Raw genomic sequence first — 23700 nt, forward strand, 5'->3', positions numbered from 1 at the left:
AGCGGACTTTCAGGCAACATCAATGCTGAATGTGCCGACGCCATCGCGAGCAAGCTCGCTCCTACAGGAGCCATGCACTACATCCACCCATACTCCGCCATCGACAAAGGATCGCCGTCGCCGATGATGAAATGGTCAAGCACCCGCACGTCAATCAACTCCAGCGCCTTTTGCAGGCGCTTGGTCAGCACCCGGTCGGACTGACTGGGGTCGGTGTTGCCCGAAGGATGGTTGTGGCAGAGGATCAATGCCGCTGCGTTGTTGGCCAAGGCACGCTTGACCACCTCTCGCGGATGAACACTGGTGTTGTCGATGGAGCCGCGAAACAGCGTCTCAAACGTCAGCACCTGATGCCTGGAATCGAGAAACAGGCAGCCAAACACCTCGTGTGGCTCGTGTCGCAGCATCGATTTCAGGTACTCACGAACTGCGTGAGGATTCTCCAGTGCGGATTTTTGACGCGCACGCTCGGCCAAATGACGCCTGCTCATTTCTTGAGCAGCCTGCAACTGGGCAAATTTCGCCGGTCCAAGCCCCAACTGCTTGCTGAACGTTTCCTGATCGGCCTCAAGCAGCAAACGCAGGCTGCCAAACTGATTCAACAGGTGTCGCGCCAGATCCACTGCACTTTTACCCACCACGCCCGTGCGTAAAAAGATCGCCAGCAGTTCGGCATCCGAAAGGCTTCCCGCGCCCTGTTCAAGCAACCTCTCCCGCGGCCGTTCCGCCGCCGGCCAATCGCGAATACTCATAGCAACTCCCTGTCTGTGGGCACCGCTGTTCCGTAGCGGTCGCTGTGATATCGTAGCCCATCTTTTTTGCGGGCGAATTCACCCTGGGGAGGGGGTTTCGCCACGTATGTCACCAACGAATTGAAAGGCAGGCCTATGCAGCGGCTGTATCGGAAACGCATTGTTCTGGGCGTCGGCGGCGGCATCGCTGCCTACAAAAGCGCCGACCTGGTTCGCCGCCTGATCGATCAAGGCGCGGAAGTGCGCGTGGTCATGACCCGTGGCGGCGCAGAGTTCATCACCCCGTTGACCATGCAAGCCCTGTCCGGGCACCCGGTCCACCTGGACCTGCTGGACCCGGCGGCCGAAGCGGCCATGGGCCACATCGAGCTGGCCAAATGGGCCGATCTGGTGCTGATCGCCCCCGCCACGGCGGACCTGATCGCCCGTCTGGCCCAAGGCATTGCCGATGATCTGCTGACCACGCTGGTGCTGGCCACCGACGCGGTGGTCGCCGTTGCACCAGCAATGAACCAGGCGATGTGGCGCGATCCGGCGACCCAGGCCAACCTGCAAACCCTCGAAAGCCGCGACATCAAGGTTTTCGGTCCGGCCTCCGGCAGCCAGGCCTGTGGCGACGTTGGCCTGGGGCGCATGCTCGAAGCCCTTGAACTGGCCCAGTGCGCTGCCGACTGCTTCCAGCGTCAGGCACTGACCGGTAAACACGTGCTGATCACGGCCGGCCCGACCCAGGAAAACATCGACCCGGTGCGCTACATCACCAACCACAGCTCCGGAAAAATGGGCTTTGCCCTGGCCGAAGCCGCTGTGGAAGCCGGTGCCCGCGTAACCCTGATCACCGGCCCGGTGCATCTGCCGACCCCGGATCGCGTCACTCGTATCGATGTAGTCAGCGCCCGCGACATGCTCGCTGCCTGCGAAGCGGCGATCCCCTGTGACCTGTTCATCGCCTCGGCAGCCGTTGCGGACTACCGCCCGGAAGTCGTCGCCCCACAGAAACTCAAGAAAGATCCTACGAACGGCGACGGCTTGTTGCTACAGATGGTGCGTAACCCGGACATCCTGGCCACCATCGCCACCCGCCCCGACCGCCCGTTCAGTGTCGGCTTCGCCGCCGAGACCGAACACCTGCTCGATTACGCTGCGCGCAAGCTGAAAGACAAGAACCTCGATTTGATCGTCGCCAACGACGTCGCCAACCCGAGCATTGGCTTCAACAGCGAAGAAAACGCCTGCAGCGTGATCGACCGTGAGCTACACGCAACACTCTTCGCCCAGACCAGCAAGAGCAAGATTGCTCGCCAGCTGATCACTTTTATCGCCGAACGTCTGAACCAGGTTTAATTTACATGCACGCTTTGCAAGCCAAGATCCTCGACCCCCGCATCGGTACCGAATTCCCGCTGCCGCAATACGCCACACCGGGCTCCGCCGGCCTCGACCTGCGCGCCATGCTGGAGCAGGACACCGTGATCAAGCCGGGTGAAACCGTGCTGATCCCCACTGGCCTGTCGGTCTATATCGGCGACCCGAACCTGGCGGCGCTGATTCTGCCGCGCTCGGGGATGGGCCATAAGCACGGCATCGTGCTGGGCAATCTGGTCGGCCTGATCGACTCCGACTACCAAGGCCCATTGATGGTTTCCTGCTGGAACCGTGGCCAGACCGAATTCACCATGCCGGTTGGCGAGCGCCTGGCACAATTGGTGCTGGTGCCAGTGGTACAGGCTCACTTCGAAATGGTTGAAGAGTTTGTTGAAACCGAGCGCGGTACCGGCGGGTTCGGCCATACCGGTACCCGCTGATCCGGTCACGCTCTTTTTGTGGCAGGGGAACGGACTCTCTCGCCACAAAATTCAAATTGTCATCTGCAAGGTTTAGCACCGAAAATCAAGGCATTGCCTGGTCAAACCCGTGCCGTAAGGGGCGTCATGGCCCTTTCATACCACGAACTCTCTGTGGAAAACGCCGTCATACCCTTCAGTTTGAACCTGCCACCGAATGAATCGGCGGCCTGTCCAGCCACTTTCGAGATGGAGCATTTCCACAGATGAACACCCCGGCCAAAGTCGCACCCAAGTTCCCTGACAGCATCTTCCGCGCCTACGACATCCGCGGCACCGTCCCGGAATTCCTGAACGCTGAAACCGCTTACTGGATCGGCCGCGCCGTCGGCTCCCAAAGCCTGGCCCAGGGCGAGCCAAACGTGTCCGTCGGTCGCGATGGCCGCTTGTCCGGCCCGGAACTGGTATCGCAACTGATCAAAGGCATCGCCGACAGCGGCTGCCACGTCAGTGATGTCGGGCTGGTCCCGACTCCGGTGCTCTACTACGCCGCCAACGTACTGGCCGGCAAATCCGGCGTAATGCTCACCGGCAGCCACAACCCGTCGAACTACAACGGCTTCAAGATCGTCATTGCCGGCGACACCCTGGCCAACGAACAGATCCAGGCCCTGCATGACCGCCTCAAGACCAACGACCTGAGCAGCGGCCAGGGCAGCATCACCCAGGTCGAGATGCTCGACCGCTACACCACCGAAATCGTCCAGGACATCAAGCTGGCCCGTCGCCTGAAAGTGGTCGTCGACTGTGGCAACGGCGCGGCCGGCGTGATCGCCCCGCAACTGATCGAAGCGCTGAACTGCGAAGTGATCCCGCTGTTCTGTGAGGTCGACGGCAACTTCCCGAACCACCACCCGGACCCGGGCAAGCCTGAAAACCTCGTGGACCTGATCAACAAGGTCAAGGAAACCAACGCCGACATCGGCCTTGCCTTCGATGGCGATGGCGACCGCGTCGGCGTCGTGACCAACACCGGCAGCATCGTTTACCCGGATCGCCTGCTGATGCTGTTCGCCCGCGACGTCGTGGCGCGCAATCCAGGCGCCGAGATCATCTTCGACGTCAAATGTACCCGTCGCCTGATTCCGCTGATCAAGGAATACGGTGGCCGTTCGTTAATGTGGAAGACCGGTCACTCGTTGATCAAAAAGAAAATGAAACAATCCGGCGCTCTGCTGGCCGGCGAAATGAGCGGGCACATCTTCTTCAAGGAGCGCTGGTTCGGTTTCGACGACGGCATCTACAGCGCCGCGCGCTTGCTGGAGATCCTCAGCAAGGAAAAATCCTCGGCCGAAGAGCTGTTCGCGACCTTCCCGAACGATATTTCTACGCCGGAAATCAATATCCATGTGACCGAAGAGAGCAAATTCAGCATCATTGATGCATTGCACGATGCGCAGTGGGGCGAAGGCGCTGACCTGACCACCATTGACGGCGTGCGAGTCGACTATGCCAAAGGCTGGGGCCTGGTACGCGCATCCAACACCACACCGGTGCTGGTGCTGCGTTTCGAGGCCGATGACGAGGCTGAACTGCAACGCATCAAGGATGTGTTCCGCATCCAGCTCAAGCGCGTTGCACCTGATCTCCAACTACCGTTCTGATTCACCCGGAGCCCTGAATGACCCTCGAACGCGAAGCCGCCGCCAACACCGCCAAGGTCCTGTCCGAAGCGTTGCCTTACATCCGCCGTTATGTCGGCAAGACACTGGTGATCAAATACGGCGGCAACGCGATGGAAAGCGAGGAGCTGAAAACCGGCTTCGCCCGCGACATCGTGCTGATGAAGGCCGTGGGCATCAACCCGGTGGTGGTTCACGGCGGCGGCCCGCAAATCGGTGACTTGCTCAAGCGCCTGTCGATCGAGAGCCATTTCGTCGACGGCATGCGCGTCACCGACGCCGCGACCATGGACGTGGTGGAAATGGTCCTCGGCGGCCAGGTCAACAAGGACATCGTCAACCTGATCAACCGTCATGGCGGCAGCGCCATCGGCCTGACCGGTAAAGATGCCGAGCTGATTCGCGCGAAGAAGCTCACCGTCACCCGCCAGACCCCGGAAATGACCACCCCGGAAATCATCGATATCGGCCACGTGGGCGAAGTAGTCGGCATCAATACCGACCTGCTGAACCTGTTGGTCAAGGGCGATTTCATCCCGGTGATCGCACCCATCGGCGTCGGCGCCAACGGCGAGTCGTACAACATCAACGCTGACCTGGTGGCCGGTAAAGTCGCCGAAGCGTTGAAAGCCGAGAAGCTGATGCTGCTGACCAACATCGCCGGCCTGATGGACAAGTCGGGCAAGGTCCTGACCGGCCTGAGCACTGCGCAGGTCGACGAACTGATCGCCGACGGCACCATCTATGGCGGCATGCTGCCAAAGATCCGCTGCGCACTGGAAGCGGTCCAGGGCGGCGTAGGCAGCTCGCTGATCATCGACGGGCGCGTGCCGAACGCAATCCTGCTGGAAATCTTCACCGATACCGGCGTGGGCACCCTGATCAGCAATCGCAAGCGTCCTTAAGCGATAGCGCAAACGGAAAGACCCCGCTCGGCCTGGCTGAGCGGGGTCTTTTTTTGCCTGCAGATCCCTGTAGGAGTGAGCTCGCTCGCGAAAAACGTCAACGATAACGCGGGGGCGCCTGACGAAAAGCGTCGCCCTGGCGTCCATCGCGAGCAAGCTTGCTCCTACAAGTGCTTTGCGGTCAGACGCCGAACTGGGCGCGGTAGGCTTGCACGGCCGGCAGATGCTGCTTGAGCTGCGGGTCATCCGCCAGGAATTCCAGCACCTGATTCAGCGAAACGATGCTGATCACCGGGATGCCGAAGTCACGCTCGACCTCCTGGATCGCCGACAATTCGCCGTTGCCACGTTCCTGACGGTTCAGGGCGATCAGTACGCCAGCGGCCTTGGCGCCATCCTGGGAGGCGATGATCTGCATCACCTCACGGATCGCGGTGCCAGCGGTAATCACGTCGTCGATGATCAGCACATCGCCGGTCAACGGTGCGCCGACCAGGCTGCCGCCTTCGCCATGGGCCTTGGCTTCCTTGCGGTTGAAGCACCATGGCAGATCACGGTTGTGATGCTCGGCCAGTGCCACGGCGGTGGTCGCGGCCAACGGGATGCCTTTGTAGGCCGGTCCAAACAGCACGTCGAACGCAATGCCACTCTCGGCAATGGCAGCGGCGTAGAAACGACCCAGCTGCGCCAAGGCCGAACCCGAATTGAACAGGCCCGCATTGAAGAAGTACGGACTGGTGCGCCCGGACTTCAGGGTGAACTCACCGAAGCGCAAAACGCCGCGATCGATGGCAAAACGGATGAAATCGCGCTGATACGCTTGCATGAAAAAACCCCAAATACCACGGATTTAGCTAATTAGCTTGACGCCGTGTATCATACACGCACGCGATTTTTGGGGCCATTTATGCGGATCATCAGTGTGAACGTCAATGGTATTCAGGCTGCAGTCGAGCGTGGTTTGCTCAGTTGGCTGCAAGCACAGAATGCCGACGTCATCTGCCTGCAGGACACCCGTGCCTCCGCCTTTGAACTGGATGACCCAGCCTTCCAACTGGATGGCTACTTCCTTTATGCCTGCGATGCTGAAGTCCCTGCCCAAGGCGGTGTGGCTTTGTATTCGCGGTTGCAACCGAAGGCTGTCATCAGCGGTCTCGGTTTCGAGACGGCCGACCGCTACGGGCGCTACCTGCAAGCCGATTTCGACAAGGTCAGCATCGCGACCTTGCTGCTCCCTTCGGGGCAGAACGGCGATGAAGACTTGAACCAGAAGTTCAAGCTAATGGACGACTTCGCCCGTTATCTGGATAAACAGCGACGTAAACGTCGCGAGTACATTTATTGTGGCTCGCTGTACGTGGCGCAACAGAAGCTGGATATCAAGAACTGGCGCGACAGTCAGCAATCTCCGGGCTTCCTGGCACCTGAACGTGCCTGGATGGACGAGATTGTCGGCAACATGGGTTATGTCGACGCCCTGCGCGAAGTCAGCCGTGAAGGCGACCAGTACAGCTGGTGGCCGGATAACGAACAGGCGGAGATGCTCAACCTCGGTTGGCGCTTCGACTATCAGCTACTGACCCCGGGCCTGCGCCGCTTCGTGCGTAGCGCACGCTTGCCACGCCAGCCGCGGTTCTCGCAACACGCGCCACTGATCGTGGACTACGACTGGACGCTGACCATTTAAACGTCGATTCGCAGACACAAAAAAGCCGACAGTAATGTCGGCTTTTTTGTGGGCAACGATTTGCTTTTCTGTAGGAGCTGGCTTGCCAGCGAAGGCGGTCTTTCAGTTGGTGCAGATGTCGTCTGACCCGGCGCTTTCGCTGGCAAGCCAGCTCCTGCAAGGGGACCTTCATTGATCGTTATTTGATCAGCCGCCAGGTGAACGGATACCGATAAGGCTGCCCTTCATTGGCCTTCACCCCGGCAATGATCGTCAGTACCAGCGCACCGATCGCGATCAGGCCAAACAGGAAGAACCCGATAATCACCACCATCAGCAAGAAGCAAATGGCCGAAGCAATGGCGACGGATATCTGAAAGTTCAGCGCTTCCTTGCCCTGGGCATCGATGAACGGGTCCATCTCGCGCTTCATCTGCCAGAGAATCAGCGGGCCGATGATCGTGCCAAACGGAATCCAGATCCCCAGCAAGGCGGACAAGTGGCAAAACATGGCCCACTGACGCACCTCCTGGCTCGGCGTGGGCAGTGGCAGTTGCTCGTCACTCATGGCGTCCTCCTTGCCTGGAGCAGTCCGGTCAGTCGGCCAAAGCGGCCTTTTGCAGTTCGAAGATCTCGTTCATGCCTTTCTTCGCAAGCTCGAGCATGGCGTTCAACTCTTCAGGCTGGAACGGCGCGCCTTCGGCAGTGCCCTGGACTTCGATGAAACCGCCAGCGCTGGTCATCACCACGTTCAGGTCCGTCTCGGCGGCCGAGTCTTCCAGGTAGTCGAGATCAAGCACAGGCTGACCCTTGTACATGCCCACGGAAACAGCAGCGATCATCTGCTTGACCGGGTCACCACCCTTCAGACCGCCACGCTTCTTGATGACTTTCAAGGCATCGATCAGCGCAACCATGGAGCCGGTGATCGAGGCCGTACGGGTGCCGCCATCGGCCTGGATCACATCGCAGTCGACGTACAGGGTGATGTCGCCCAGCTTGGACATGTCCAGCGCAGCGCGCAGGGAGCGACCGATCAGACGCTGGATTTCCAGGGTGCGACCGCCTTGCTTGCCACGGCTGGCTTCACGCTGGTTACGCTCGCCGGTAGCGCGCGGCAGCATGCCGTACTCGGCTGTCAACCAACCCTGGCCCTGGCCTTTCAGGAAACGCGGTACGCCCGGTTCAACGCTGACGGTGCAGATGACCTTGGTATCACCGAACTCGACCAGCACAGAACCCTCGGCGTGCTTGGTGTAGTTGCGGGTGATGCGGATCGAGCGGAGCTGATCGGCAGCGCGACCACTTGGACGTATCATAGGGAGTACCTGTACTGGGGACGGAAAACTGCGGAGCATTATAGAGCCGCCGGCCGCCACTGGGCACATCTAAAAAATTCCGCCGACGACCGAGGGCTCTGCACCGCACGTCGGCGAAGGCCTGCCGCTCTTTGTCACACCGTGTGTTTGGGCGCATCCGCGTCACTGCGCTACAATCCTGCGCCTTTGCTGCCAGTCGGCTTTAATTCATTGATATCGGATTCCCGCAACCTCGGTTCGGTGCCGATCTGCCTTGCGAGGTACCGCCATGGTGCACAGCATGACCGCCTTCGCCCGCGTCGAAAACGCCGGCGTCCAGGGCACCCTGAGCTGGGAGCTGCGGTCGGTCAACAGCCGCTACCTGGAACCCCACCTGCGCCTGCCGGAGTCCTTTCGCGACCTCGAGGGCGCTGTTCGTGAAGCCCTGCGCCAGGGTATATCGCGGGGCAAGCTCGAATGCACCCTGCGTTTCACCGAAGAAAACACCGGCAAAGCGCTGCAAATCGATCAGGAGCGTGCCGCGCAGCTGGTCGCCGCCGCCGAGACCATCGCCAGCCTGATCAAGAACCCGGCTGCGCTGAACCCGCTGGAAGTCCTGGCCTGGCCCGGCGTACTGGTAGGCGACGCCATCGACCCGCAAGCCTTGAACGCCGAAGCGCTGGCACTGTTCAATCAGGGCCTCAAGGAGCTGAAGGCCGGCCGCGAGCGCGAAGGCGCGGAGTTGGCACGGCTGATCAACGAGCGCCTGACCTCCATCGAAGACGACGTGGTGACTTTGCGCGAACTGGTCCCGCAAATGCTCGCCACCCAGCGCCAGAAAGTCCTCGACCGCTTCGCCGACATGAAGGCCGAGATGGACCCGCAGCGCCTGGAGCAGGAAATGGTCATGCTCGCGCAAAAAAGCGACGTCGCCGAAGAACTGGATCGCCTGAGCACCCACATCATCGAAGTTCGCCGGGTGCTCAAATCCGGCGGCGCTGCCGGTCGGCGCCTGGACTTCCTGATGCAGGAACTCAACCGCGAAGCCAACACACTGGGCTCCAAAGCCTTCGACCCGCGCAGCACCCAGGCTGCGGTCAACCTCAAGGTGTTGATCGAGCAGATGCGCGAACAAGTGCAGAATATTGAGTAAGGCTACCCCGACATGACACACAGCACCGGCACCCTGTACATCATTTCCGCCCCTTCGGGCGCGGGCAAGAGCAGTCTGGTCAAGGCCCTGACCGACGCCGATCCGGAGATCCGCGTCTCCGTTTCCCACACCACCCGCGCCATGCGTCCCGGTGAAGTGAACGGCGTGAACTATCACTTCGTCGACCGCAGCGAGTTCGTGAAGATGATCGAGCACGGGGATTTCCTCGAGCGCGCCGAAGTGTTCGGCAATCTCTACGGAACGTCGCAAAGCCACCTGCAGCAGACTCTGGACGAAGGCCACGACCTGATTCTGGAAATCGACTGGCAAGGTGCCGAGCAAGTGCGCAAGCTGATGCCTCAGGCCCGTTCGATCTTCATTCTGCCGCCGTCATTGCAGGCCCTGCACCAGCGCCTGACCAATCGCGGCCAGGACAGTGACGAGATCATTGACGGCCGGATGCGTGAAGCCGTCAGCGAAATGAGTCACTACGTCGACTACGATTACCTGATCATCAACGACGATTTCGCCCACGCACTGCACGATCTGAAGGCGATTTTCCGCGCCAATCAGCTGATTCAAAAGCGCCAGCAGCAGCGTCACGGCAAATTGCTGGCTGAATTGCTTGGTTAATCAGCTCTTCCCAAAACCGCTGCAAGGGCTTTACATTGGCACTTGCAGCGCGTTGAAGGGCTTGGTCAAAAAATCAGCGCTTCCCTAATCGCTGGTGATTTTTTAAACTGTTGAGTCCGCTCGCCCATCCGGGCAGCGCGCATATTGCATTTGCTACGAGGAAGACCATGGCCCGCGTAACCGTTGAAGACTGCCTAGAACACGTGGATAACCGCTTTGAGCTGGTCATGCTCTCTACCAAGCGTGCCCGTCAACTGGCCACCGGCGGCAAAGAGCCGAAAGTAGCATGGGAAAATGACAAGCCTACCGTCGTCGCCCTGCGCGAAATCGCTGAAGGCCTGATCGACTACGCAGCTATCGCCGAAGCCGAAATTGTTGAAGATGAACCGCTTTTTGCTGCATTCGAGGACGAGTCCAACGAGGCCGTCTAAGCCTATGCCTGGTCGACGTAGCACGGCGCGGGATCACAGCTTGCGGCAGGAGATATCATGCCGAGCATAGACGCCCTCGCCGATCGCTTATCGACCTACCTCGGCAACGACCAGGTCAACCTGGTCCGCCGAGCGTATTTCTACGCCGAACAAGCCCACGACGGCCAACGCCGCCGTAGCGGCGAGGCGTACGTCACGCACCCACTCGCGGTGGCGAATATTCTTGCCGACATGCACATGGACCATCAGAGCCTGATGGCTGCAATGCTGCATGACGTGATCGAAGACACCGGTATTGCCAAGGAAGCGCTGCAAGCGCAGTTCGGCGAAACCGTGGCCGAACTGGTCGACGGGGTCAGCAAACTGACTCAGATGAATTTCGAGACCAAAGCGGAAGCCCAAGCGGAAAACTTCCAGAAAATGGCCATGGCCATGGCCCGCGACATTCGCGTGATCCTGGTCAAGCTGGCCGACCGCCTGCACAACATGCGCACCCTGGAAGTGTTGTCCGGCGAAAAACGCCGACGCATCGCCAAGGAAACCCTGGAAATTTATGCGCCCATCGCCAACCGGCTGGGCATGCACGCCATCCGCATAGAGTTCGAAGACCTCGGTTTCAAGGCCATGCATCCTATGCGCTCCGCGCGGATCTACCAGGCGGTCAAACGCGCCCGGGGCAACCGCAAGGAAATCGTCAACAAGATCGAAGAGTCCTTGAGCCACTGCCTGGCCATTGATGGCATCCAGGGCGAGGTCAGCGGCCGGCAGAAACACCTCTACGGCATCTACAAGAAAATGCGCGGCAAGCGTCGAGCCTTCAACGAGATCATGGACGTCTACGCGTTCCGGATCATCGTCGACAAGGTCGATACCTGCTACCGCGTGCTGGGCGCTGTACATAATTTGTACAAGCCACTGCCGGGACGCTTCAAGGATTACATCGCGATCCCCAAGGCCAACGGCTATCAGTCGCTGCACACCACGCTGTTCGGCATGCACGGCGTACCGATCGAGATCCAGATCCGCACCCGCGAAATGGAAGAGATGGCCAACAACGGCATCGCCGCCCATTGGCTGTACAAGTCCAGTGGCGACGAGCAGCCGAAAAGCACCCATGCCCGCGCCCGCCAGTGGGTCAAAGGCGTGCTGGAAATGCAGCAACGTGCCGGCAACTCGCTGGAATTCATCGAAAGCGTGAAGATCGACCTGTTCCCCGACGAGGTCTACGTGTTCACGCCAAAAGGCCGGATCATGGAGCTGCCCAAGGGCTCCACCGCGGTCGACTTCGCTTACGCAGTGCACACCGACGTGGGCAACAGCTGTATTGCCTGCCGAATCAATCGTCGTCTCGCGCCGCTGTCCGAACCGCTGCAAAGCGGCTCCACGGTCGAGATCGTCAGCGCTCCCGGCGCCCGCCCGAACCCGGCCTGGCTCAACTTCGTGGTCACCGGCAAGGCGCGCACGCACATCCGCCACGCGCTGAAACTGCAACGCCGCTCCGAATCCATCAGCCTCGGCGAACGCCTGCTGAACAAGGTCCTCAACGGTTTCGACAGCGCGCTGGAGAAAATCCCGGCCGAACGCGTCAAGGCCATGCTTGTCGAGTACCGTCTCGAACTGATCGAAGATTTGCTCGAAGACATCGGCCTGGGCAATCGCATGGCCTATGTGGTGGCCCGCCGGCTGCTGGGCGAAGGTGAACATTTGCCAAGCCCGGAAGGCCCACTGGCGATTCGCGGCACCGAAGGCCTGGTGCTCAGCTACGCCAAGTGCTGCACGCCGATCCCGGGCGACCCGATTGTCGGCCACTTGTCCGCCGGCAAAGGCATGGTCGTGCACCTGGATAATTGCCGCAACATCAGCGAAATCCGCCACAACCCGGAAAAATGCATCCAGCTCTCGTGGGCCAAGGATGTCACCGGCGAATTCAACGTCGAGCTGCGCGTCGAGCTGGAGCACCAGCGCGGCCTGATCGCCCTGCTGGCCAGCAGCGTCAACGCGGCCGACGGCAATATCGAGAAAATCAGCATGGACGAACGCGACGGTCGTATCAGCGTGGTCCAGTTGGTGGTCAGCGTGCACGACCGCGTGCACCTGGCCCGCGTGATCAAGAAACTGCGCGCCTTGTCCGGGGTGATTCGCATCACTCGCATGCGTGCATAGCTCGCCAACTCATTACAAGGAGTCATACATGACCAAGACTGTTATCACCAGCGACAAGGCCCCGGCCGCCATCGGCACTTACTCCCAGGCGATCAAGGCTGGCAACACCGTTTACATGTCGGGTCAGATTCCTCTGGACCCAAAAACCATGGAACTGGTTGAAGGCTTCGAAGCCCAGACCGTCCAGGTGTTCGAGAACCTCAAGGCCGTGGCTGAAGCCGCTGGCGGTTCGTTCAAGGACATCGTCAAGCTGAACATCTTCCTTACCGATCTGAGCCACTTCGCCAAGGTCAACGAGATCATGGGCAAGTACTTCGACCAGCCTTACCCTGCCCGCGCCGCCATCGGTGTAGCAGCCCTGCCAAAGGGTTCGCAGGTTGAAATGGATGCCATCCTGGTCATCGAGTAATGCGTGCGGCGCAGCCCAAGGCTGCGCCGACTGCTCTGCTGTAAAGAAAGCTTGAAAGGATTCCACCATGCGCAACGCGCTCGCTCTCTCGCTGCTCGCCCTGTTCCTGGGCGGATGTGCCAGCAACCCTGCCGATCGTGATGTCAGCGGCACCTGGATCAACCAGGTGGCGATCGATGCTGCAGCCAAAGGTGTCCCCCTGCGTGAAGCGCTTCAGGCCTATGGCCCGAATCTGGAATGGGACATCAACACCAAGGCCGGTCAGGCCCGCTACACCAACGGTTTTGAAAATGTCGATGGCAAGGTGCTGGGTGAAGAGTCCGGCGCCTGGAAAGTCGACTTTTATGGCAGCTCGGCCAGTGAGCTGAAGCGTGACGGCAAGCAGCTGAGCCAGTCCGCCAGCGACAACGAACCTGAGCAAGTCTTCGACCGCGTACAGATCCAGGTACCGGATGGCGCTCCGATCGGCGCCAGTTTCGAGCGTGCACTGTATTCAGCCTACATGGGTGGCGGCTGGACAATCGTCAGCGGTCCAGGCGAAGGCAACACGGTTCAATTCCAGGCCGACGGCCAGGTGACCGGCCTGCCAGGCAGCGACCGTTATGCGTTGTGCCTGGCCGGCGATTGCGCCTCCATGAGCGGCGGCAACGACAACATGTGGCTGCAACAAAATGGCCAGGGCAACGCCTGGATCTTTGCGCGCAAGGGCAAAGAGCTGGAGATATTCCAGACCGTGAACACGGCGCAGGCGGATGAAATGCCCTCGTTCACCCCGGGTGAGCGCAAGTGGTTGCTGGAAAAGCAATAAGCGTCCGTTGAGAAAACCACAAAACACTGTGGGAGCGAGCTTGCTCGCGATGGCGGCATAACAGTCAACGATGATGTTGAATGTTACGACCTCATCGTCGGAACGCCGCCCGGAGCAAGCTCACTCCCACAGTTGTTTCAGAGTGCCTGGAATCAGCAGCGCCCCTCAATAATCGCCGCATACCCCTCGCGAAAACTCGGATACTTCGGCGTCCAGCCCAATGCCTTGGCCCGCGCATTACTGCAGCGCTTACTGCCAGTGCGACGCACGCTGGCGTCGTCGTCCCATTCGGTCACACCCAGAAACTCACGCAACCAGCCCACCACATCCGCCAGCGCCGCCGGCGCATCATCGACGCCAATGTAGACATCATCCAGCGCTACGCCACGCCGATCCGCCTCAAGCAGGCACGCAATCAACCCCGCGGCATCGTCCGCATGAATCCGGTTGGCATACAACGGCGGATCGACCGCCACGCGATACCCACGGCGGACCTGAGTCAACAGCCACTCACGGCCGGGACCGTAGATGCCGGTCAAGCGCACGATACTGGCCGGGATACCGCTTTTAAGGGCTAGTTGCTCGGCTTCGAGCATCACACGCCCCGAATAGCCCGCCGCCACGACCGGTGAAGTCTCGTCGACCCATTCGCCATCCTGCTGGCCGTAAACACTGCTGCTGGAAACGAACAACAGGCGATTGGGCACCTGCCCGTAGTCGCTCAGCCACTCCAGCACATGCTCCAGGCCCTGGACATAGGCAGCACGGTAACCGGCTTCGTCGTGATCGGTGGCCGCCGCGCAATACACCAGGTAATCCACGGCGCCGATTGGCCAAGTGGCCGGGCAGTCTTTGTTGAACAGGTCACCGGCAACGCCGATGACACCGTCGGGCAGGCGCGAAACGTCGCGTCGCAGGCCATGGACCTCCCACCCCGCCGCCAGTAATTGCGTGGCCAGGCGGCTGCCGACATCACCACAGCCGGCAATCAAAACAGTAGGCGCAGACATCAGAAAACTCCCATCACAAAGCCACAGACTAGCGCCGGCAATAGACAAGCGGCTAGCAATGCAGGAAAAAAAGAGACGCTATTACTTTTGTTAACAAGAATTAATTGCAATAATGCCTCCCCCAATTTTGTTCTCGGCCATCGAGGCCTGGAAGAACATAACCCGTTTTTTCACTCAGGTCCGGCCAGCATGACACGCAATCAATTCTCCGCTTCGCCAACCAAACGACCTCGCGCCTGGAGCGCGGTGGCCGCCCTGTTCCTCAGCCTGATGCTCGCGCCAGTCGCCGCTTTCGCCGATGCCCAGGTATCCGCTGCTCCAACCGCCGCTACAGCACCTGCACCGGCCGCGACCGATCCTGCCCAGGCAGCACCGGCAGAAACCTTGAGTGAAAACACTCCTGAAGTCCTCGAAGCCGACAACACCCTGGGCATGGCCCATGACCTGTCGCCGTGGGGCATGTACAAGAATGCCGACATCATCGTGAAAATCGTGATGATCGGCCTGGCCATTGCCTCGATCATCACCTGGACCATCTGGATCGCCAAGGGCCTTGAGTTGATGGGCGCCAAGCGTCGACTGCGCGGTGAAATCGCCCAACTGAAAAAATCCGCCTCCCTCAAGGAAGCCAGCGTCACTGCGGCGAAGGAAGGCACTCTGGCCTACCTGCTGGTGCATGACGCCCTCGAAGAGATGCGCCTGTCGGTCAACAGCCGCGAGAAAGAAGGCATCAAGGAACGCGTCAGCTTCCGTCTTGAGCGCCTGGTTGCGGCCTGCGGTCGCAACATGAGCAGCGGTACCGGCGTACTGGCGACCATCGGCTCGACTGCGCCGTTCGTCGGCCTGTTCGGCACCGTGTGGGGCATCATGAACAGCTTCATCGGCATTGCCAAGACCCAGACCACCAACCTCGCCGTCGTCGCGCCAGGCATCGCCGAAGCCCTGCTGGCGACCGCGCTGGGCCTGGTTGCAGCGATCCCTGCCGTCGTGATCTACAACGTCTTTGCCCGCTCCATTGCCGGCTACAAGGCCCAGGTGTCCGACGCTTCGGCGCAGGTCCTGCTGCTGGTCAGCCGTGACCTCGACCACCAGCCTGAGCGCAGCTCGCAACCGCACATGGTGAAAGTGGGGTAATCGGCCATGGGCCTGCATTTGAAGGAAGGGGCAGACGACGATCTGTCCGAAAACCACGAAATCAACGTTACGCCGTTCATCGACGTGATGCTGGTGCTGTTGATCATCTTTATGGTGGCGGCCCCTCTGGCCACCGTGGACATCAAGGTCGACCTGCCCGCCTCGACTGCCAAACCGGCGCCGCGGCCAGAGAAACCGGTGTTCCTCAGCGTCAAGGCTGACCAGCGCCTGTTCCTCGGCGAAGACGAAGTGAAGGCCGAAGCACTCGGCGCCACGCTCGACGCCAAAACCCAGGGCAAGAAAGACACGACGATCTTCTTCCAGGCCGACAAAGGCGTGGATTACGGCGACCTGATGAGCGTGATGGACAACCTGCGTTCTGCCGGTTACCTGAAGGTGGGTCTTGTCGGTCTCGAGTCGGCAGCCAAAAAATGATCACGACGCGCCATAAGCTGACGCGTTACAGCGGTAGCCTGGCCGTGGTGCTGGGCGTTCACGCGCTGGCCATCGCGCTGGCGCTGAACTGGTCCGCTCGTCCGCCTATCGAATTGCCCCCTCAGGCAATGATGGTCGAGCTGGCACCGGTTCCTGCCCCGCCACCGCCTGCTCCGCCGAAGGTCGTCACACCGCCGCAGCCACCGGCTCCGGTTGAAGAACTGCCGATACCCAAGCTCGCTGAAGCGCCGAAAGCTGAAATTGCCGTGCCCAAGCCGGTCAAACCCAAGCCGAAGCCACAGCCGCCCAAGCCAGTAGAGAAGAAGCCCGAACCGCCGAAGGAAAAGCCGGCCGAAGAGAAACCGGCCGAAACGCAACAGACTCAGACGCCAACGGAGAAATCCGCCCAGCCTGCGCCGGGTCCGTCGCCTGCTCAAATGGCGGCCAAGGCCAGCTGGCAGGGCACGCTGTTGGCACACCTGCAGAAGTACAAAAAGTACCCTGCAAGTGCCCAGGCGCGGGGCAAGGAAGGCATGAACCGTCTGCGCTTCGTCGTGGATGCCGAAGGCAATGTGTTGTCGTTTGAGCTGATAGGCGCCTCGGGCACTGCCGATCTGGACCGGGCCACCCTGGAAATGATCCGCCGCGCCCAACCGCTGCCCAAGCCACCGGCTGACATGCTGACTAACGGCTCCATCGAAATCGTTGCACCCTTTGTTTATTCGCTGGAAAAGCGTCGGCGCTAAAAAGCACCGCCGCCCCATGTGGGAGCGAGCTTGCTCACGATAGCGGTCTGACATTCAACGAAAATATCGAATGTTGGGCCCTCATCGCGAGCAAGCTCGCTCCCACAGAGTTTTCTGCCGGCTGCAAGGTCGCGTTCCGAGCCAAAAAGGCACCGAAAGGTGCCTTTCGCTTATCTGCCAGCGGCAAACCGGCATTGCCCGGTGTCACTCGACACGTACAGTCTGATAACGTGCGTCTATCGATTGCAGCCGGTATGCTTGGCCCGCAACTTCATGGACGCTTGCTATGACCCTCACAGAATTACGCTACATCGTTACCCTCGCCCAAGAGCAGCACTTCGGCCATGCGGCCGAGCGTTGCCACGTCAGCCAGCCAACCCTTTCGGTGGGCGTGAAAAAGCTTGAAGACGAACTCGGTGTGCTGATTTTCGAGCGCAGCAAAAGCGCCGTGCGCCTGACCCCGGTCGGCGAAGGCATCGTCGCCCAGGCGCAAAAAGTGCTGGAGCAGGCCCAGGGCATCCGCGAACTGGCCCAGGCCGGCAAGAATCAACTGACCGCCCCGCTCAAAGTCGGCGCGATCTACACCGTCGGGCCTTACCTGTTTCCGCACCTGATTCCACAACTGCACCGGGTCGCCCCGCAGATGCCGTTGTACATCGAAGAAAACTTCACCCACGTGCTGCGCGACAAACTGCGCAACGGCGAGCTCGACGCGATCATCATCGCCCTGCCGTTCAATGAAGCCGACGTGCTGACCCTGCAACTCTACGACGAGCCCTTCTACGTACTGATGCCGGCCCAGCACCCGTGGACGCAAAAAGAGTCCATCGACGCCAACCTGCTCAACGACAAGAGCCTGCTGCTGCTCGGCGAAGGTCACTGCTTCCGCGATCAGGTACTCGAAGCCTGCCCGACACTGACCAAAGGCAACGACGGCGCCAAGCACACCACGGTGGAATCCAGCTCCCTGGAAACCATTCGCCACATGGTCGCGTCCGGCCTGGGCATTTCGATCCTGCCGTTATCGGCAGTCGACAGCCATCACTACGCCCCCGGCGTGATCGAGGTGCGCCCACTCTCGGCACCCGTACCGTTCCGCACCGTGGCCATTGCATGGCGCGCCAGCTTCCCGCGTCCGAAGGCGATTGAAATCCTCGCCGACTCCATTCGCCTGTGCTCGGTGGCCAAGCCAGCGGCACAAGTCGCTGCGGGCTAAGCAACGGTCATGAGCGAGTTGTCGCAAGTGTCGGTGACGGCACTCAAGGGTGTCGGTGAAGCCATGGCCGAGAAACTGGCCAAGGTCGGCCTGGAAAATATCCAGGACGTATTGTTTCACTTGCCGCTGCGTTATCAGGACCGCACCCGTGTGGTTCCGATTGGCGCATTGCGACCCGGACAGGACGCGGTCATCGAAGGCACCGTCAGCGGCGCCGACGTGGTCATGGGCCGTCGGCGCAGCCTGGTGGTTCGACTACAGGACGGCACCGGGGGTTTAAGCCTGCGTTTCTACCATTTCAGCAATGCGCAGAAAGAAGGCCTCAAACGCGGCACGCGGATTCGCTGCTACGGCGAGGCACGGCCGGGTGCTTCGGGGCTGGAGATCTACCACCCGGAATACCGCGCCATCACCGGCGACGAACCGCCGCCGGTGGATGAAACCCTGACCCCGGTCTACCCGCTCACCGAAGGCCTGACCCAACAGCGCTTGCGCCAGTTGTGCATGCAGACCCTCACCCTGCTCGGCCCCAGCAGCCTGCCCGACTGGCTGCCGAACGAACTGGCTCGCGACTACCAATTGGCACCGCTGGCCGATGCGATCCGCTACCTGCACAACCCGCCCGCCGATGCCGACGTCGATGAACTGGCCCTCGGTCACCACTGGGCACAGCACCGCCTGGCCTTTGAAGAATTGCTGACCCATCAACTCTCGCAACAACGCCTGCGTGAGAGCATGCGCTCCCTGCGTGCGCCGGCGATGCCCAAAGCCACGCAACTGCCGGCCAAATACCTGGCCAATCTCGGCTTCAACCCGACCGGCGCCCAGCAACGGGTCGGCAACGAAATCGCTTACGACCTCAGTCAGCACGAACCCATGCTGCGGCTGATCCAGGGCGACGTCGGTGCAGGCAAAACCGTGGTCGCCGCCCTCGCTGCACTGCAAGCGTTGGAGGCCGGTTATCAGGTCGCGCTGATGGCGCCCACCGAGATTCTCGCCGAGCAGCACTTCATCACCTTCAAGCGCTGGCTCGAACCGCTGGGCATCGAAGTCGCCTGGCTGGCCGGCAAGCTCAAGGGCAAGAACCGCGTCGCCGCCCTGGAGCAAATCGCCAGCGGCACACCGATGGTGGTTGGTACCCACGCGCTGTTCCAGGACGAAGTGCAGTTCAAGAACCTGGCGCTGGTGATCATCGACGAGCAACACCGCTTCGGCGTGCAGCAGCGTCTGGCTTTGCGGCAGAAGGGCGTCGGCGGGCGCATGTGCCCGCACCAGTTGATCATGACCGCCACGCCGATTCCGCGCACGCTGGCCATGAGCGCCTACGCCGATCTCGACACCTCGATCCTCGACGAACTGCCGCCGGGCCGAACTCCGGTCAACACCGTACTGATCACCGACACCCGCCGGGTCGAAGTCATCGAGCGGGTACGCAGCGCTTGCGCCGAAGGGCGCCAAGCCTACTGGGTGTGCACGCTGATCGAAGAGTCGGAAGAGCTGACCTGCCAAGCCGCCGAAACCACTTATGAAGATCTCACCGCCGCCCTCGGCGAGTTGAAAGTCGGGCTGATCCACGGTCGCATGAAGCCTGCGGAAAAAGCCGCGGTGATGGCCGAGTTCAAGGCCGGCAACCTGCAACTGCTGGTCGCGACCACGGTGATCGAAGTGGGCGTGGACGTACCCAACGCCAGCCTGATGATCATCGAGAACCCCGAGCGCCTGGGCCTGGCGCAATTGCACCAGTTGCGCGGTCGCGTCGGCCGGGGCAGCGCCGTCAGCCATTGCGTGCTGCTCTACCATCCGCCGCTGTCACAGATCGGCCGTCAGCGCCTGGGCATCATGCGCGAAACCAACGATGGTTTCGTCATCGCCGAAAAGGATCTGGAACTGCGCGGCCCCGGCGAAATGCTCGGCACCCGGCAGACAGGTTTGCTGCAATTCAAGGTCGCCGACCTGATGCGCGATGCCGATTTGTTGCCCGCCGTACGGGATGCCGCCCAGGCATTGCTCGAGCGCTGGCCGACCCACGTCAGCCCGCTACTCGACCGCTGGCTGCGCCACGGGCAGCAATACGGCCAAGTGTAAGCACCGTCGCAGTTTCCGGGCCCTGGGTTTGAGCAAGCTGGTTATACTCCTGCAATTGTTTTGAAACGGATACAGTCCATGACCGAAGTTGCCCAAGCATCCGCCACCCCGCACGCTCCGTCGGTTATTCGGCTGATGCTGGGCAAGCTGGCCATTGCCTACGAAGAAGTGCTGGACCATCACGGCCTCAATGCCGCGCGCAAAGTGCAGGCCGTTCTGCTGGATGACAGCGTCGGCGCGTTGATGGTGTTGTTCCCGCAGAGCCAGTTGCTCGACCTCAATCGCCTGACCGAACTCACCGGTCGCCGCCTCACCGCCGTACCCGTCGAACGCCTGGAAAAAATGCTCGGCAAGCACAACCTGAGCCTGTTGCCCGGCCTGCCGGCGCTCACCAGTTCGCCGTGCCTGTACGAAGAAAGCCTGCTGCGTGAACCGAAGCTGCTGGTCAATTCCGGTGAGCCGGGCGTGCTGCTGGAAATCTCCAGCGAAGACTTCAAGACCATGCTGACCAAGGCCAGTGCCGCCAACTTCGGCGAAAACCTGACCAGCATTCGTCCCAACCTCGACCGCCCCGATGACGACCGCGAGGAAATCACCCAGGCCGTCCAGGCGTTCACTGCTCGGCGTATCCAGCAGCGCCTGGAAGCGACCATCGAGATTCCGCCGCTGGCCGAGACCGCGCAAAAGATCATCAAGCTGCGCGTCGACCCCAATGCCACCATCGACGACATCACCGGCGTGGTCGAAACCGACCCGGCGCTGGCCGCTCAAGTCGTGAGCTGGGCGGCATCGCCGTATTACGCCTCGCCCGGCAAGATCCGCTCGGTGGAAGACGCCATCGTGCGCGTGCTGGGCTTCGACCTGGTGATCAACCTGGCGCTGGGCCTGGCCCTGGGCAAAACCCTGAGCCTGCCCAAGGACCACCCGCAACACTCCACGCCGTACTGGCAGCAATCGATCTACACCGCCGCCGTCATCGAAGGCCTGACCCGCGCCATGCCGCGCGCCCAGCGTCCGGAAGCCGGCCTGACTTACCTGGCCGGCCTGCTGCACAACTTCGGCTACCTGCTGCTGGCCCACGTGTTCCCGCCGCACTTCTCACTGATCTGCCGACACCTGGAGGTCAACCCGCACCTGTGCCACAGCTTCGTGGAACAACACCTGCTGGGCATCAGCCGGGAACAGATCGGCACATGGCTGATGCGTTTCTGGGACATGCCTGAAGAACTGGCCACCGCCCTGCGCTTCCAGCACGATCCACACTACGACGGCGACTTCGCTGAGTACCCGAATCTGGTGTGCCTGTCGGTGCGCCTGCTGCGCAGCCGTGGCATCGGCTCCGGCCCCGACGAAGGCATCCCCGACGCCCTGCTCGAACGCCTTGGCCTGAGCCGCGAAAAAGCCAACGACGTGGTTAGCAAAGTCCTTGAGGCCGAAGTGCTGCTGCGCGAACTGGCTTCGCAGTTCACTCAAGGCTGAACAGCATCGCGAGCAGGCTCGCTCCCACAGGATTCAGGTGATCCCTGTGGGAGCGGGCTTGCCCGCGATGAATATCACTCGGTCTAACTGACAGCCCTCAAGCCCTGGGCCTGGCCTTCTTCGGCTTCAAATACTTGGGTATCGCGTTCTTTCCATCGATCCTGGCCTGTGTGCCAGCGACGACAAAAAACAGGTGCCCTGCTATGATTTGACTGCCAACAGAGGGCTTTCCGATGACCCAAACAGCGGCTGTCAGTGTTGCAAGTCAAGTCCGCAAACTTGCCAAGGACCACAAGATCACTGCCGAACCTGACGGCATGAGTCGTATGGCCGTGACCATCACATGCCTGGCTGGTGATATCGTCGAACTGGATGGCGTCGAACAACTGCTCGTCAACCTCAAGAAAAAAGGTGCCCTGAGCAAGTCGGAGGCCCTGGCGCTCCAAGGGCGTTACCTTCAGGAGAGGCGCTCGAAGAAACGCAGCGCATGACGTTTGATCCTTTTGGCGATTTCGAAACGGCTGGTTACCTTCAAAATTCGCTACAGTTGAAAGACCCCACTGAAGTCAAAGAGTCAGAGCATTTTTCATTCGAATTGAGCATCGAAGAGGCTCTGGCCTACCTGGCCAAGACGAAGTCGCTCGATTACAAGTCAGTGCTCAAAGTTCATGAAATACTCTTCTCCGGCTTCTATCCCTGGGCAGGGAAAGACCGGAACGAACTGGTCCCTCATCTGGCAGTCTTCAAAGGTTTGCACGGCGATCCGCGAGCCACCGTCTTTGAGCATCCGAACGCCATCAAGATGTCTGTCGACTATGCGCTTGAGCTGGCAGCAAACCAGAAGCGTTTCAGAGATCGCCCTGGCGAAGTGATGGGCCAGCTAGCGTTCGCACATCCCTTCCTCGATGGCAACGGGCGCACGATCCTGTTGGTCTTCATGGAGCTCTGCTATCGGGCCCGATTCGCCATCGACTGGTCAAAGACCACCAAGGACGACTACCTGCGGGCGCTCAGTGATGAAATTCGAGAGCCTCGCGAAAGGCATCTCGATCACTACCTGAAACCGTTCGTAGTCGATATCGCCAGTCGAGACGAGTGGCCTGCGACCATCAGCAGCATCCGTGGCCTGGACGGCCTGGACAAAGAAGGCATCACCTACGAGAGCCTGGACAACCCGGAAGTCCAGCAGATCTACAAGACTTACAGAGCCCTACCACTCGACACATCAGACCCGCAGAAGTCGTAAGGCTGAAAGCCGGAGACGAATCCTCGCGGTCAGCCGGAAACAACCTCAAGCCTTGGGCTTGGCCTTCTTCGGCTTCAAATACTTGGTCAGCCCCTGGAACCAGATCACCAGCGCCGGGTTGCCCTTGATTTGAATCGACTTGTCCTGAATCCCCGTCATGAACGCCAACTGCTTGTTCTTCGCCTGCATCGTGGCAAAACCGTACGCGGCATCTTTAAAGGCAATCGCAAACGCTGGCTCGGCATGCACACCCGATTGGCTGGTGATGCGTTGGTCCTTCACGCGGAAATTCCGCGCCACTTTCCCGTCCAGGGTCTGCAGCTGAAACACCAGGTCCTTGTCACCCAGCTGCTGCTGAAACGCCGGATTGGTCCGGCTGGCCTTACCCATCAACAAACCCAGCATCCACAGCAGAAAACGAAATTTCATGCGCACAGTCTCAAGAGAAAAATGAACGGCCGAGGCAGTTTAACGGCTTCAGGCAATAACACCAGTATTCAGCTGCATTAGGAGAAGATCATTACCATTAGCTGCACGATGACTACTAAGTCACAATTACCAACACATCACTCCGGCCACTCCACGCCCCCACTTCTGTACCTGAAGAAACACATTCAGTAGGAGCTGCCGAAGGCTGCGATCTTTTGATCTTCAACCCCGCAAAC

General features: G+C 60.5%; 24 protein-coding genes and 1 pseudogene. 19 read left to right on the top strand and 6 right to left on the bottom strand.

The window, feature by feature from the left end:
• Positions 1-77: 77 nt before the first annotated feature.
• Complete coding sequence (gene radC, locus KGA81_RS04450; RefSeq protein ID WP_223544735.1) at positions 78-752, bottom strand: RadC family protein; 675 nt, start codon at positions 750-752, stop codon at positions 78-80.
• Positions 753-887: 135 nt separating this feature from the next.
• On the opposite strand from radC, the gene coaBC reads away from it, so the two are divergent.
• From coaBC to argB, 4 genes and pseudogenes are all read left to right on the top strand, one after another.
• Positions 888-2096 carry a bifunctional phosphopantothenoylcysteine decarboxylase/phosphopantothenate--cysteine ligase CoaBC gene (coaBC, locus tag KGA81_RS04455; RefSeq protein ID WP_102700099.1) on the top strand — a complete coding sequence of 403 codons (1209 nt, stop codon included), beginning with the start codon at positions 888-890 and terminating at the stop codon, positions 2094-2096.
• 5 nt (positions 2097-2101) lie between these two features.
• Complete coding sequence (dut, locus tag KGA81_RS04460) at positions 2102-2557, top strand: dUTP diphosphatase (protein WP_007975171.1); 456 nt, start codon at positions 2102-2104, stop codon at positions 2555-2557.
• A 266-nt stretch (positions 2558-2823) separates the two neighbouring features.
• A pseudogene (locus KGA81_RS04465) lies at positions 2824-4200 on the top strand (phosphomannomutase/phosphoglucomutase); the annotation flags it as partial.
• A gap of 17 nt (positions 4201-4217) precedes the next feature.
• A complete protein-coding gene (gene argB, locus KGA81_RS04470) occupies positions 4218-5123 on the top strand; it encodes an acetylglutamate kinase (protein WP_007989569.1) in 906 nt (301 codons plus the stop codon).
• Between the two features lie 181 nt (positions 5124-5304).
• Here the strand turns inward: argB and pyrE are convergent, their stop codons facing one another.
• Positions 5305-5949: an orotate phosphoribosyltransferase gene (gene pyrE / locus KGA81_RS04475; RefSeq protein ID WP_223544736.1), complete on the bottom strand. Its 645-nt coding sequence runs from the start codon at positions 5947-5949 to the stop codon at positions 5305-5307.
• An 81-nt stretch (positions 5950-6030) separates the two neighbouring features.
• Here pyrE and KGA81_RS04480 point away from each other — a divergent pair, with 81 nt between their 5' ends.
• Complete coding sequence (locus tag KGA81_RS04480; RefSeq protein ID WP_003176915.1) at positions 6031-6810, top strand: exodeoxyribonuclease III; 780 nt, start codon at positions 6031-6033, stop codon at positions 6808-6810.
• A 178-nt stretch (positions 6811-6988) separates the two neighbouring features.
• Here KGA81_RS04480 and KGA81_RS04485 read toward each other — a convergent pair whose 3' ends face one another.
• Positions 6989-7357 (bottom strand): DUF4870 domain-containing protein, encoded by a 369-nt coding sequence (locus KGA81_RS04485; RefSeq protein WP_007996522.1) that lies wholly within the window; start codon positions 7355-7357, stop codon positions 6989-6991.
• Positions 7358-7385: 28 nt separating this feature from the next.
• Positions 7386-8108 (bottom strand): ribonuclease PH, encoded by a 723-nt coding sequence (gene rph / locus KGA81_RS04490; protein ID WP_223544737.1) that lies wholly within the window; start codon positions 8106-8108, stop codon positions 7386-7388.
• A 268-nt stretch (positions 8109-8376) separates the two neighbouring features.
• On the opposite strand from rph, the gene KGA81_RS04495 reads away from it, so the two are divergent.
• The 6 genes from KGA81_RS04495 (at position 8377) to KGA81_RS04520 (ending at position 13684) form a co-directional block, all read left to right on the top strand.
• Positions 8377-9240, top strand: coding sequence for a YicC/YloC family endoribonuclease (locus KGA81_RS04495; RefSeq protein WP_115948392.1), 864 nt, complete (start codon positions 8377-8379; stop codon positions 9238-9240).
• 12 nt (positions 9241-9252) lie between these two features.
• A complete protein-coding gene (gene gmk / locus KGA81_RS04500; protein WP_007975181.1) occupies positions 9253-9873 on the top strand; it encodes a guanylate kinase in 621 nt (206 codons plus the stop codon).
• Between the two features lie 167 nt (positions 9874-10040).
• Positions 10041-10304 (top strand): DNA-directed RNA polymerase subunit omega, encoded by a 264-nt coding sequence (rpoZ, locus tag KGA81_RS04505; RefSeq protein WP_007921129.1) that lies wholly within the window; start codon positions 10041-10043, stop codon positions 10302-10304.
• 57 nt (positions 10305-10361) lie between these two features.
• Positions 10362-12467: a bifunctional GTP diphosphokinase/guanosine-3',5'-bis pyrophosphate 3'-pyrophosphohydrolase gene (gene spoT / locus KGA81_RS04510; RefSeq protein ID WP_223544738.1), complete on the top strand. Its 2106-nt coding sequence runs from the start codon at positions 10362-10364 to the stop codon at positions 12465-12467.
• Between the two features lie 28 nt (positions 12468-12495).
• Positions 12496-12876 (top strand): RidA family protein, encoded by a 381-nt coding sequence (locus tag KGA81_RS04515; RefSeq protein WP_003229509.1) that lies wholly within the window; start codon positions 12496-12498, stop codon positions 12874-12876.
• A 67-nt stretch (positions 12877-12943) separates the two neighbouring features.
• On the top strand, positions 12944-13684 hold the full coding sequence (locus KGA81_RS04520) for a hypothetical protein (RefSeq protein WP_223544739.1): 741 nt from the start codon (positions 12944-12946) through the stop codon (positions 13682-13684).
• A gap of 152 nt (positions 13685-13836) precedes the next feature.
• Here KGA81_RS04520 and KGA81_RS04525 read toward each other — a convergent pair whose 3' ends face one another.
• Positions 13837-14694: an SDR family oxidoreductase gene (locus tag KGA81_RS04525; RefSeq protein WP_223544740.1), complete on the bottom strand. Its 858-nt coding sequence runs from the start codon at positions 14692-14694 to the stop codon at positions 13837-13839.
• Between the two features lie 189 nt (positions 14695-14883).
• On the opposite strand from KGA81_RS04525, the gene exbB reads away from it, so the two are divergent.
• From exbB to KGA81_RS04565, 8 genes are all read left to right on the top strand, one after another.
• Entirely contained in the window at positions 14884-15828 is a 945-nt protein-coding gene (gene exbB / locus KGA81_RS04530; RefSeq protein WP_223544741.1) for a tonB-system energizer ExbB, read from the top strand.
• A 6-nt stretch (positions 15829-15834) separates the two neighbouring features.
• On the top strand, positions 15835-16263 hold the full coding sequence (gene exbD, locus KGA81_RS04535; RefSeq protein ID WP_108217242.1) for a TonB system transport protein ExbD: 429 nt from the start codon (positions 15835-15837) through the stop codon (positions 16261-16263).
• Complete coding sequence (locus KGA81_RS04540; RefSeq protein WP_223544742.1) at positions 16260-17009, top strand: energy transducer TonB; 750 nt, start codon at positions 16260-16262, stop codon at positions 17007-17009. The genes exbD and KGA81_RS04540 overlap by 4 nt, the downstream gene beginning before the upstream one ends.
• 286 nt (positions 17010-17295) lie before the next feature.
• Positions 17296-18225 carry a hydrogen peroxide-inducible genes activator gene (locus KGA81_RS04545; protein ID WP_108218876.1) on the top strand — a complete coding sequence of 310 codons (930 nt, stop codon included), beginning with the start codon at positions 17296-17298 and terminating at the stop codon, positions 18223-18225.
• Between the two features lie 9 nt (positions 18226-18234).
• Positions 18235-20310 carry an ATP-dependent DNA helicase RecG gene (gene recG / locus KGA81_RS04550; RefSeq protein WP_223544743.1) on the top strand — a complete coding sequence of 692 codons (2076 nt, stop codon included), beginning with the start codon at positions 18235-18237 and terminating at the stop codon, positions 20308-20310.
• A 78-nt stretch (positions 20311-20388) separates the two neighbouring features.
• Complete coding sequence (locus KGA81_RS04555; RefSeq protein WP_223544744.1) at positions 20389-21789, top strand: aminoacyl-tRNA deacylase and HDOD domain-containing protein; 1401 nt, start codon at positions 20389-20391, stop codon at positions 21787-21789.
• A 233-nt stretch (positions 21790-22022) separates the two neighbouring features.
• Entirely contained in the window at positions 22023-22280 is a 258-nt protein-coding gene (locus KGA81_RS04560) for a hypothetical protein (protein ID WP_223544745.1), read from the top strand.
• Entirely contained in the window at positions 22277-23035 is a 759-nt protein-coding gene (locus tag KGA81_RS04565) for a Fic/DOC family protein (protein ID WP_223544746.1), read from the top strand. The genes KGA81_RS04560 and KGA81_RS04565 overlap by 4 nt, the downstream gene beginning before the upstream one ends.
• 45 nt (positions 23036-23080) lie before the next feature.
• Here KGA81_RS04565 and KGA81_RS04570 read toward each other — a convergent pair whose 3' ends face one another.
• A complete protein-coding gene (locus KGA81_RS04570) occupies positions 23081-23464 on the bottom strand; it encodes a helicase (RefSeq protein ID WP_223544747.1) in 384 nt (127 codons plus the stop codon).
• Between the last annotated feature and the right edge of the window lie 236 nt (positions 23465-23700).

Origin of the sequence: Pseudomonas sp. A-B-19 (assembly GCF_019947515.1) — a bacterium.
Classification (GTDB): domain Bacteria; phylum Pseudomonadota; class Gammaproteobacteria; order Pseudomonadales; family Pseudomonadaceae; genus Aquipseudomonas.

What these genes read in the sequence shown, in the direction of transcription:
- radC (WP_223544735.1), bottom strand. Translation starts at nt 752, where the DNA reads ATGAGTATTCGCGATTGGCCGGCGGCGGAACGGCCGCGGGAGAGGTTG.
- coaBC (WP_102700099.1), top strand. Translation starts at nt 888, where the DNA reads ATGCAGCGGCTGTATCGGAAACGCATTGTTCTGGGCGTCGGCGGCGGC.
- dut (WP_007975171.1), top strand. Translation starts at nt 2,102, where the DNA reads ATGCACGCTTTGCAAGCCAAGATCCTCGACCCCCGCATCGGTACCGAA.
- argB (WP_007989569.1), top strand. Translation starts at nt 4,218, where the DNA reads ATGACCCTCGAACGCGAAGCCGCCGCCAACACCGCCAAGGTCCTGTCC.
- pyrE (WP_223544736.1), bottom strand. Translation starts at nt 5,949, where the DNA reads ATGCAAGCGTATCAGCGCGATTTCATCCGTTTTGCCATCGATCGCGGC.
- KGA81_RS04480 (WP_003176915.1), top strand. Translation starts at nt 6,031, where the DNA reads ATGCGGATCATCAGTGTGAACGTCAATGGTATTCAGGCTGCAGTCGAG.
- KGA81_RS04485 (WP_007996522.1), bottom strand. Translation starts at nt 7,357, where the DNA reads ATGAGTGACGAGCAACTGCCACTGCCCACGCCGAGCCAGGAGGTGCGT.
- rph (WP_223544737.1), bottom strand. Translation starts at nt 8,108, where the DNA reads ATGATACGTCCAAGTGGTCGCGCTGCCGATCAGCTCCGCTCGATCCGC.
- KGA81_RS04495 (WP_115948392.1), top strand. Translation starts at nt 8,377, where the DNA reads ATGGTGCACAGCATGACCGCCTTCGCCCGCGTCGAAAACGCCGGCGTC.
- gmk (WP_007975181.1), top strand. Translation starts at nt 9,253, where the DNA reads ATGACACACAGCACCGGCACCCTGTACATCATTTCCGCCCCTTCGGGC.
- rpoZ (WP_007921129.1), top strand. Translation starts at nt 10,041, where the DNA reads ATGGCCCGCGTAACCGTTGAAGACTGCCTAGAACACGTGGATAACCGC.
- spoT (WP_223544738.1), top strand. Translation starts at nt 10,362, where the DNA reads ATGCCGAGCATAGACGCCCTCGCCGATCGCTTATCGACCTACCTCGGC.
- KGA81_RS04515 (WP_003229509.1), top strand. Translation starts at nt 12,496, where the DNA reads ATGACCAAGACTGTTATCACCAGCGACAAGGCCCCGGCCGCCATCGGC.
- KGA81_RS04520 (WP_223544739.1), top strand. Translation starts at nt 12,944, where the DNA reads ATGCGCAACGCGCTCGCTCTCTCGCTGCTCGCCCTGTTCCTGGGCGGA.
- KGA81_RS04525 (WP_223544740.1), bottom strand. Translation starts at nt 14,694, where the DNA reads ATGTCTGCGCCTACTGTTTTGATTGCCGGCTGTGGTGATGTCGGCAGC.
- exbB (WP_223544741.1), top strand. Translation starts at nt 14,884, where the DNA reads ATGACACGCAATCAATTCTCCGCTTCGCCAACCAAACGACCTCGCGCC.
- exbD (WP_108217242.1), top strand. Translation starts at nt 15,835, where the DNA reads ATGGGCCTGCATTTGAAGGAAGGGGCAGACGACGATCTGTCCGAAAAC.
- KGA81_RS04540 (WP_223544742.1), top strand. Translation starts at nt 16,260, where the DNA reads ATGATCACGACGCGCCATAAGCTGACGCGTTACAGCGGTAGCCTGGCC.
- KGA81_RS04545 (WP_108218876.1), top strand. Translation starts at nt 17,296, where the DNA reads ATGACCCTCACAGAATTACGCTACATCGTTACCCTCGCCCAAGAGCAG.
- recG (WP_223544743.1), top strand. Translation starts at nt 18,235, where the DNA reads ATGAGCGAGTTGTCGCAAGTGTCGGTGACGGCACTCAAGGGTGTCGGT.
- KGA81_RS04555 (WP_223544744.1), top strand. Translation starts at nt 20,389, where the DNA reads ATGACCGAAGTTGCCCAAGCATCCGCCACCCCGCACGCTCCGTCGGTT.
- KGA81_RS04560 (WP_223544745.1), top strand. Translation starts at nt 22,023, where the DNA reads ATGACCCAAACAGCGGCTGTCAGTGTTGCAAGTCAAGTCCGCAAACTT.
- KGA81_RS04565 (WP_223544746.1), top strand. Translation starts at nt 22,277, where the DNA reads ATGACGTTTGATCCTTTTGGCGATTTCGAAACGGCTGGTTACCTTCAA.
- KGA81_RS04570 (WP_223544747.1), bottom strand. Translation starts at nt 23,464, where the DNA reads ATGAAATTTCGTTTTCTGCTGTGGATGCTGGGTTTGTTGATGGGTAAG.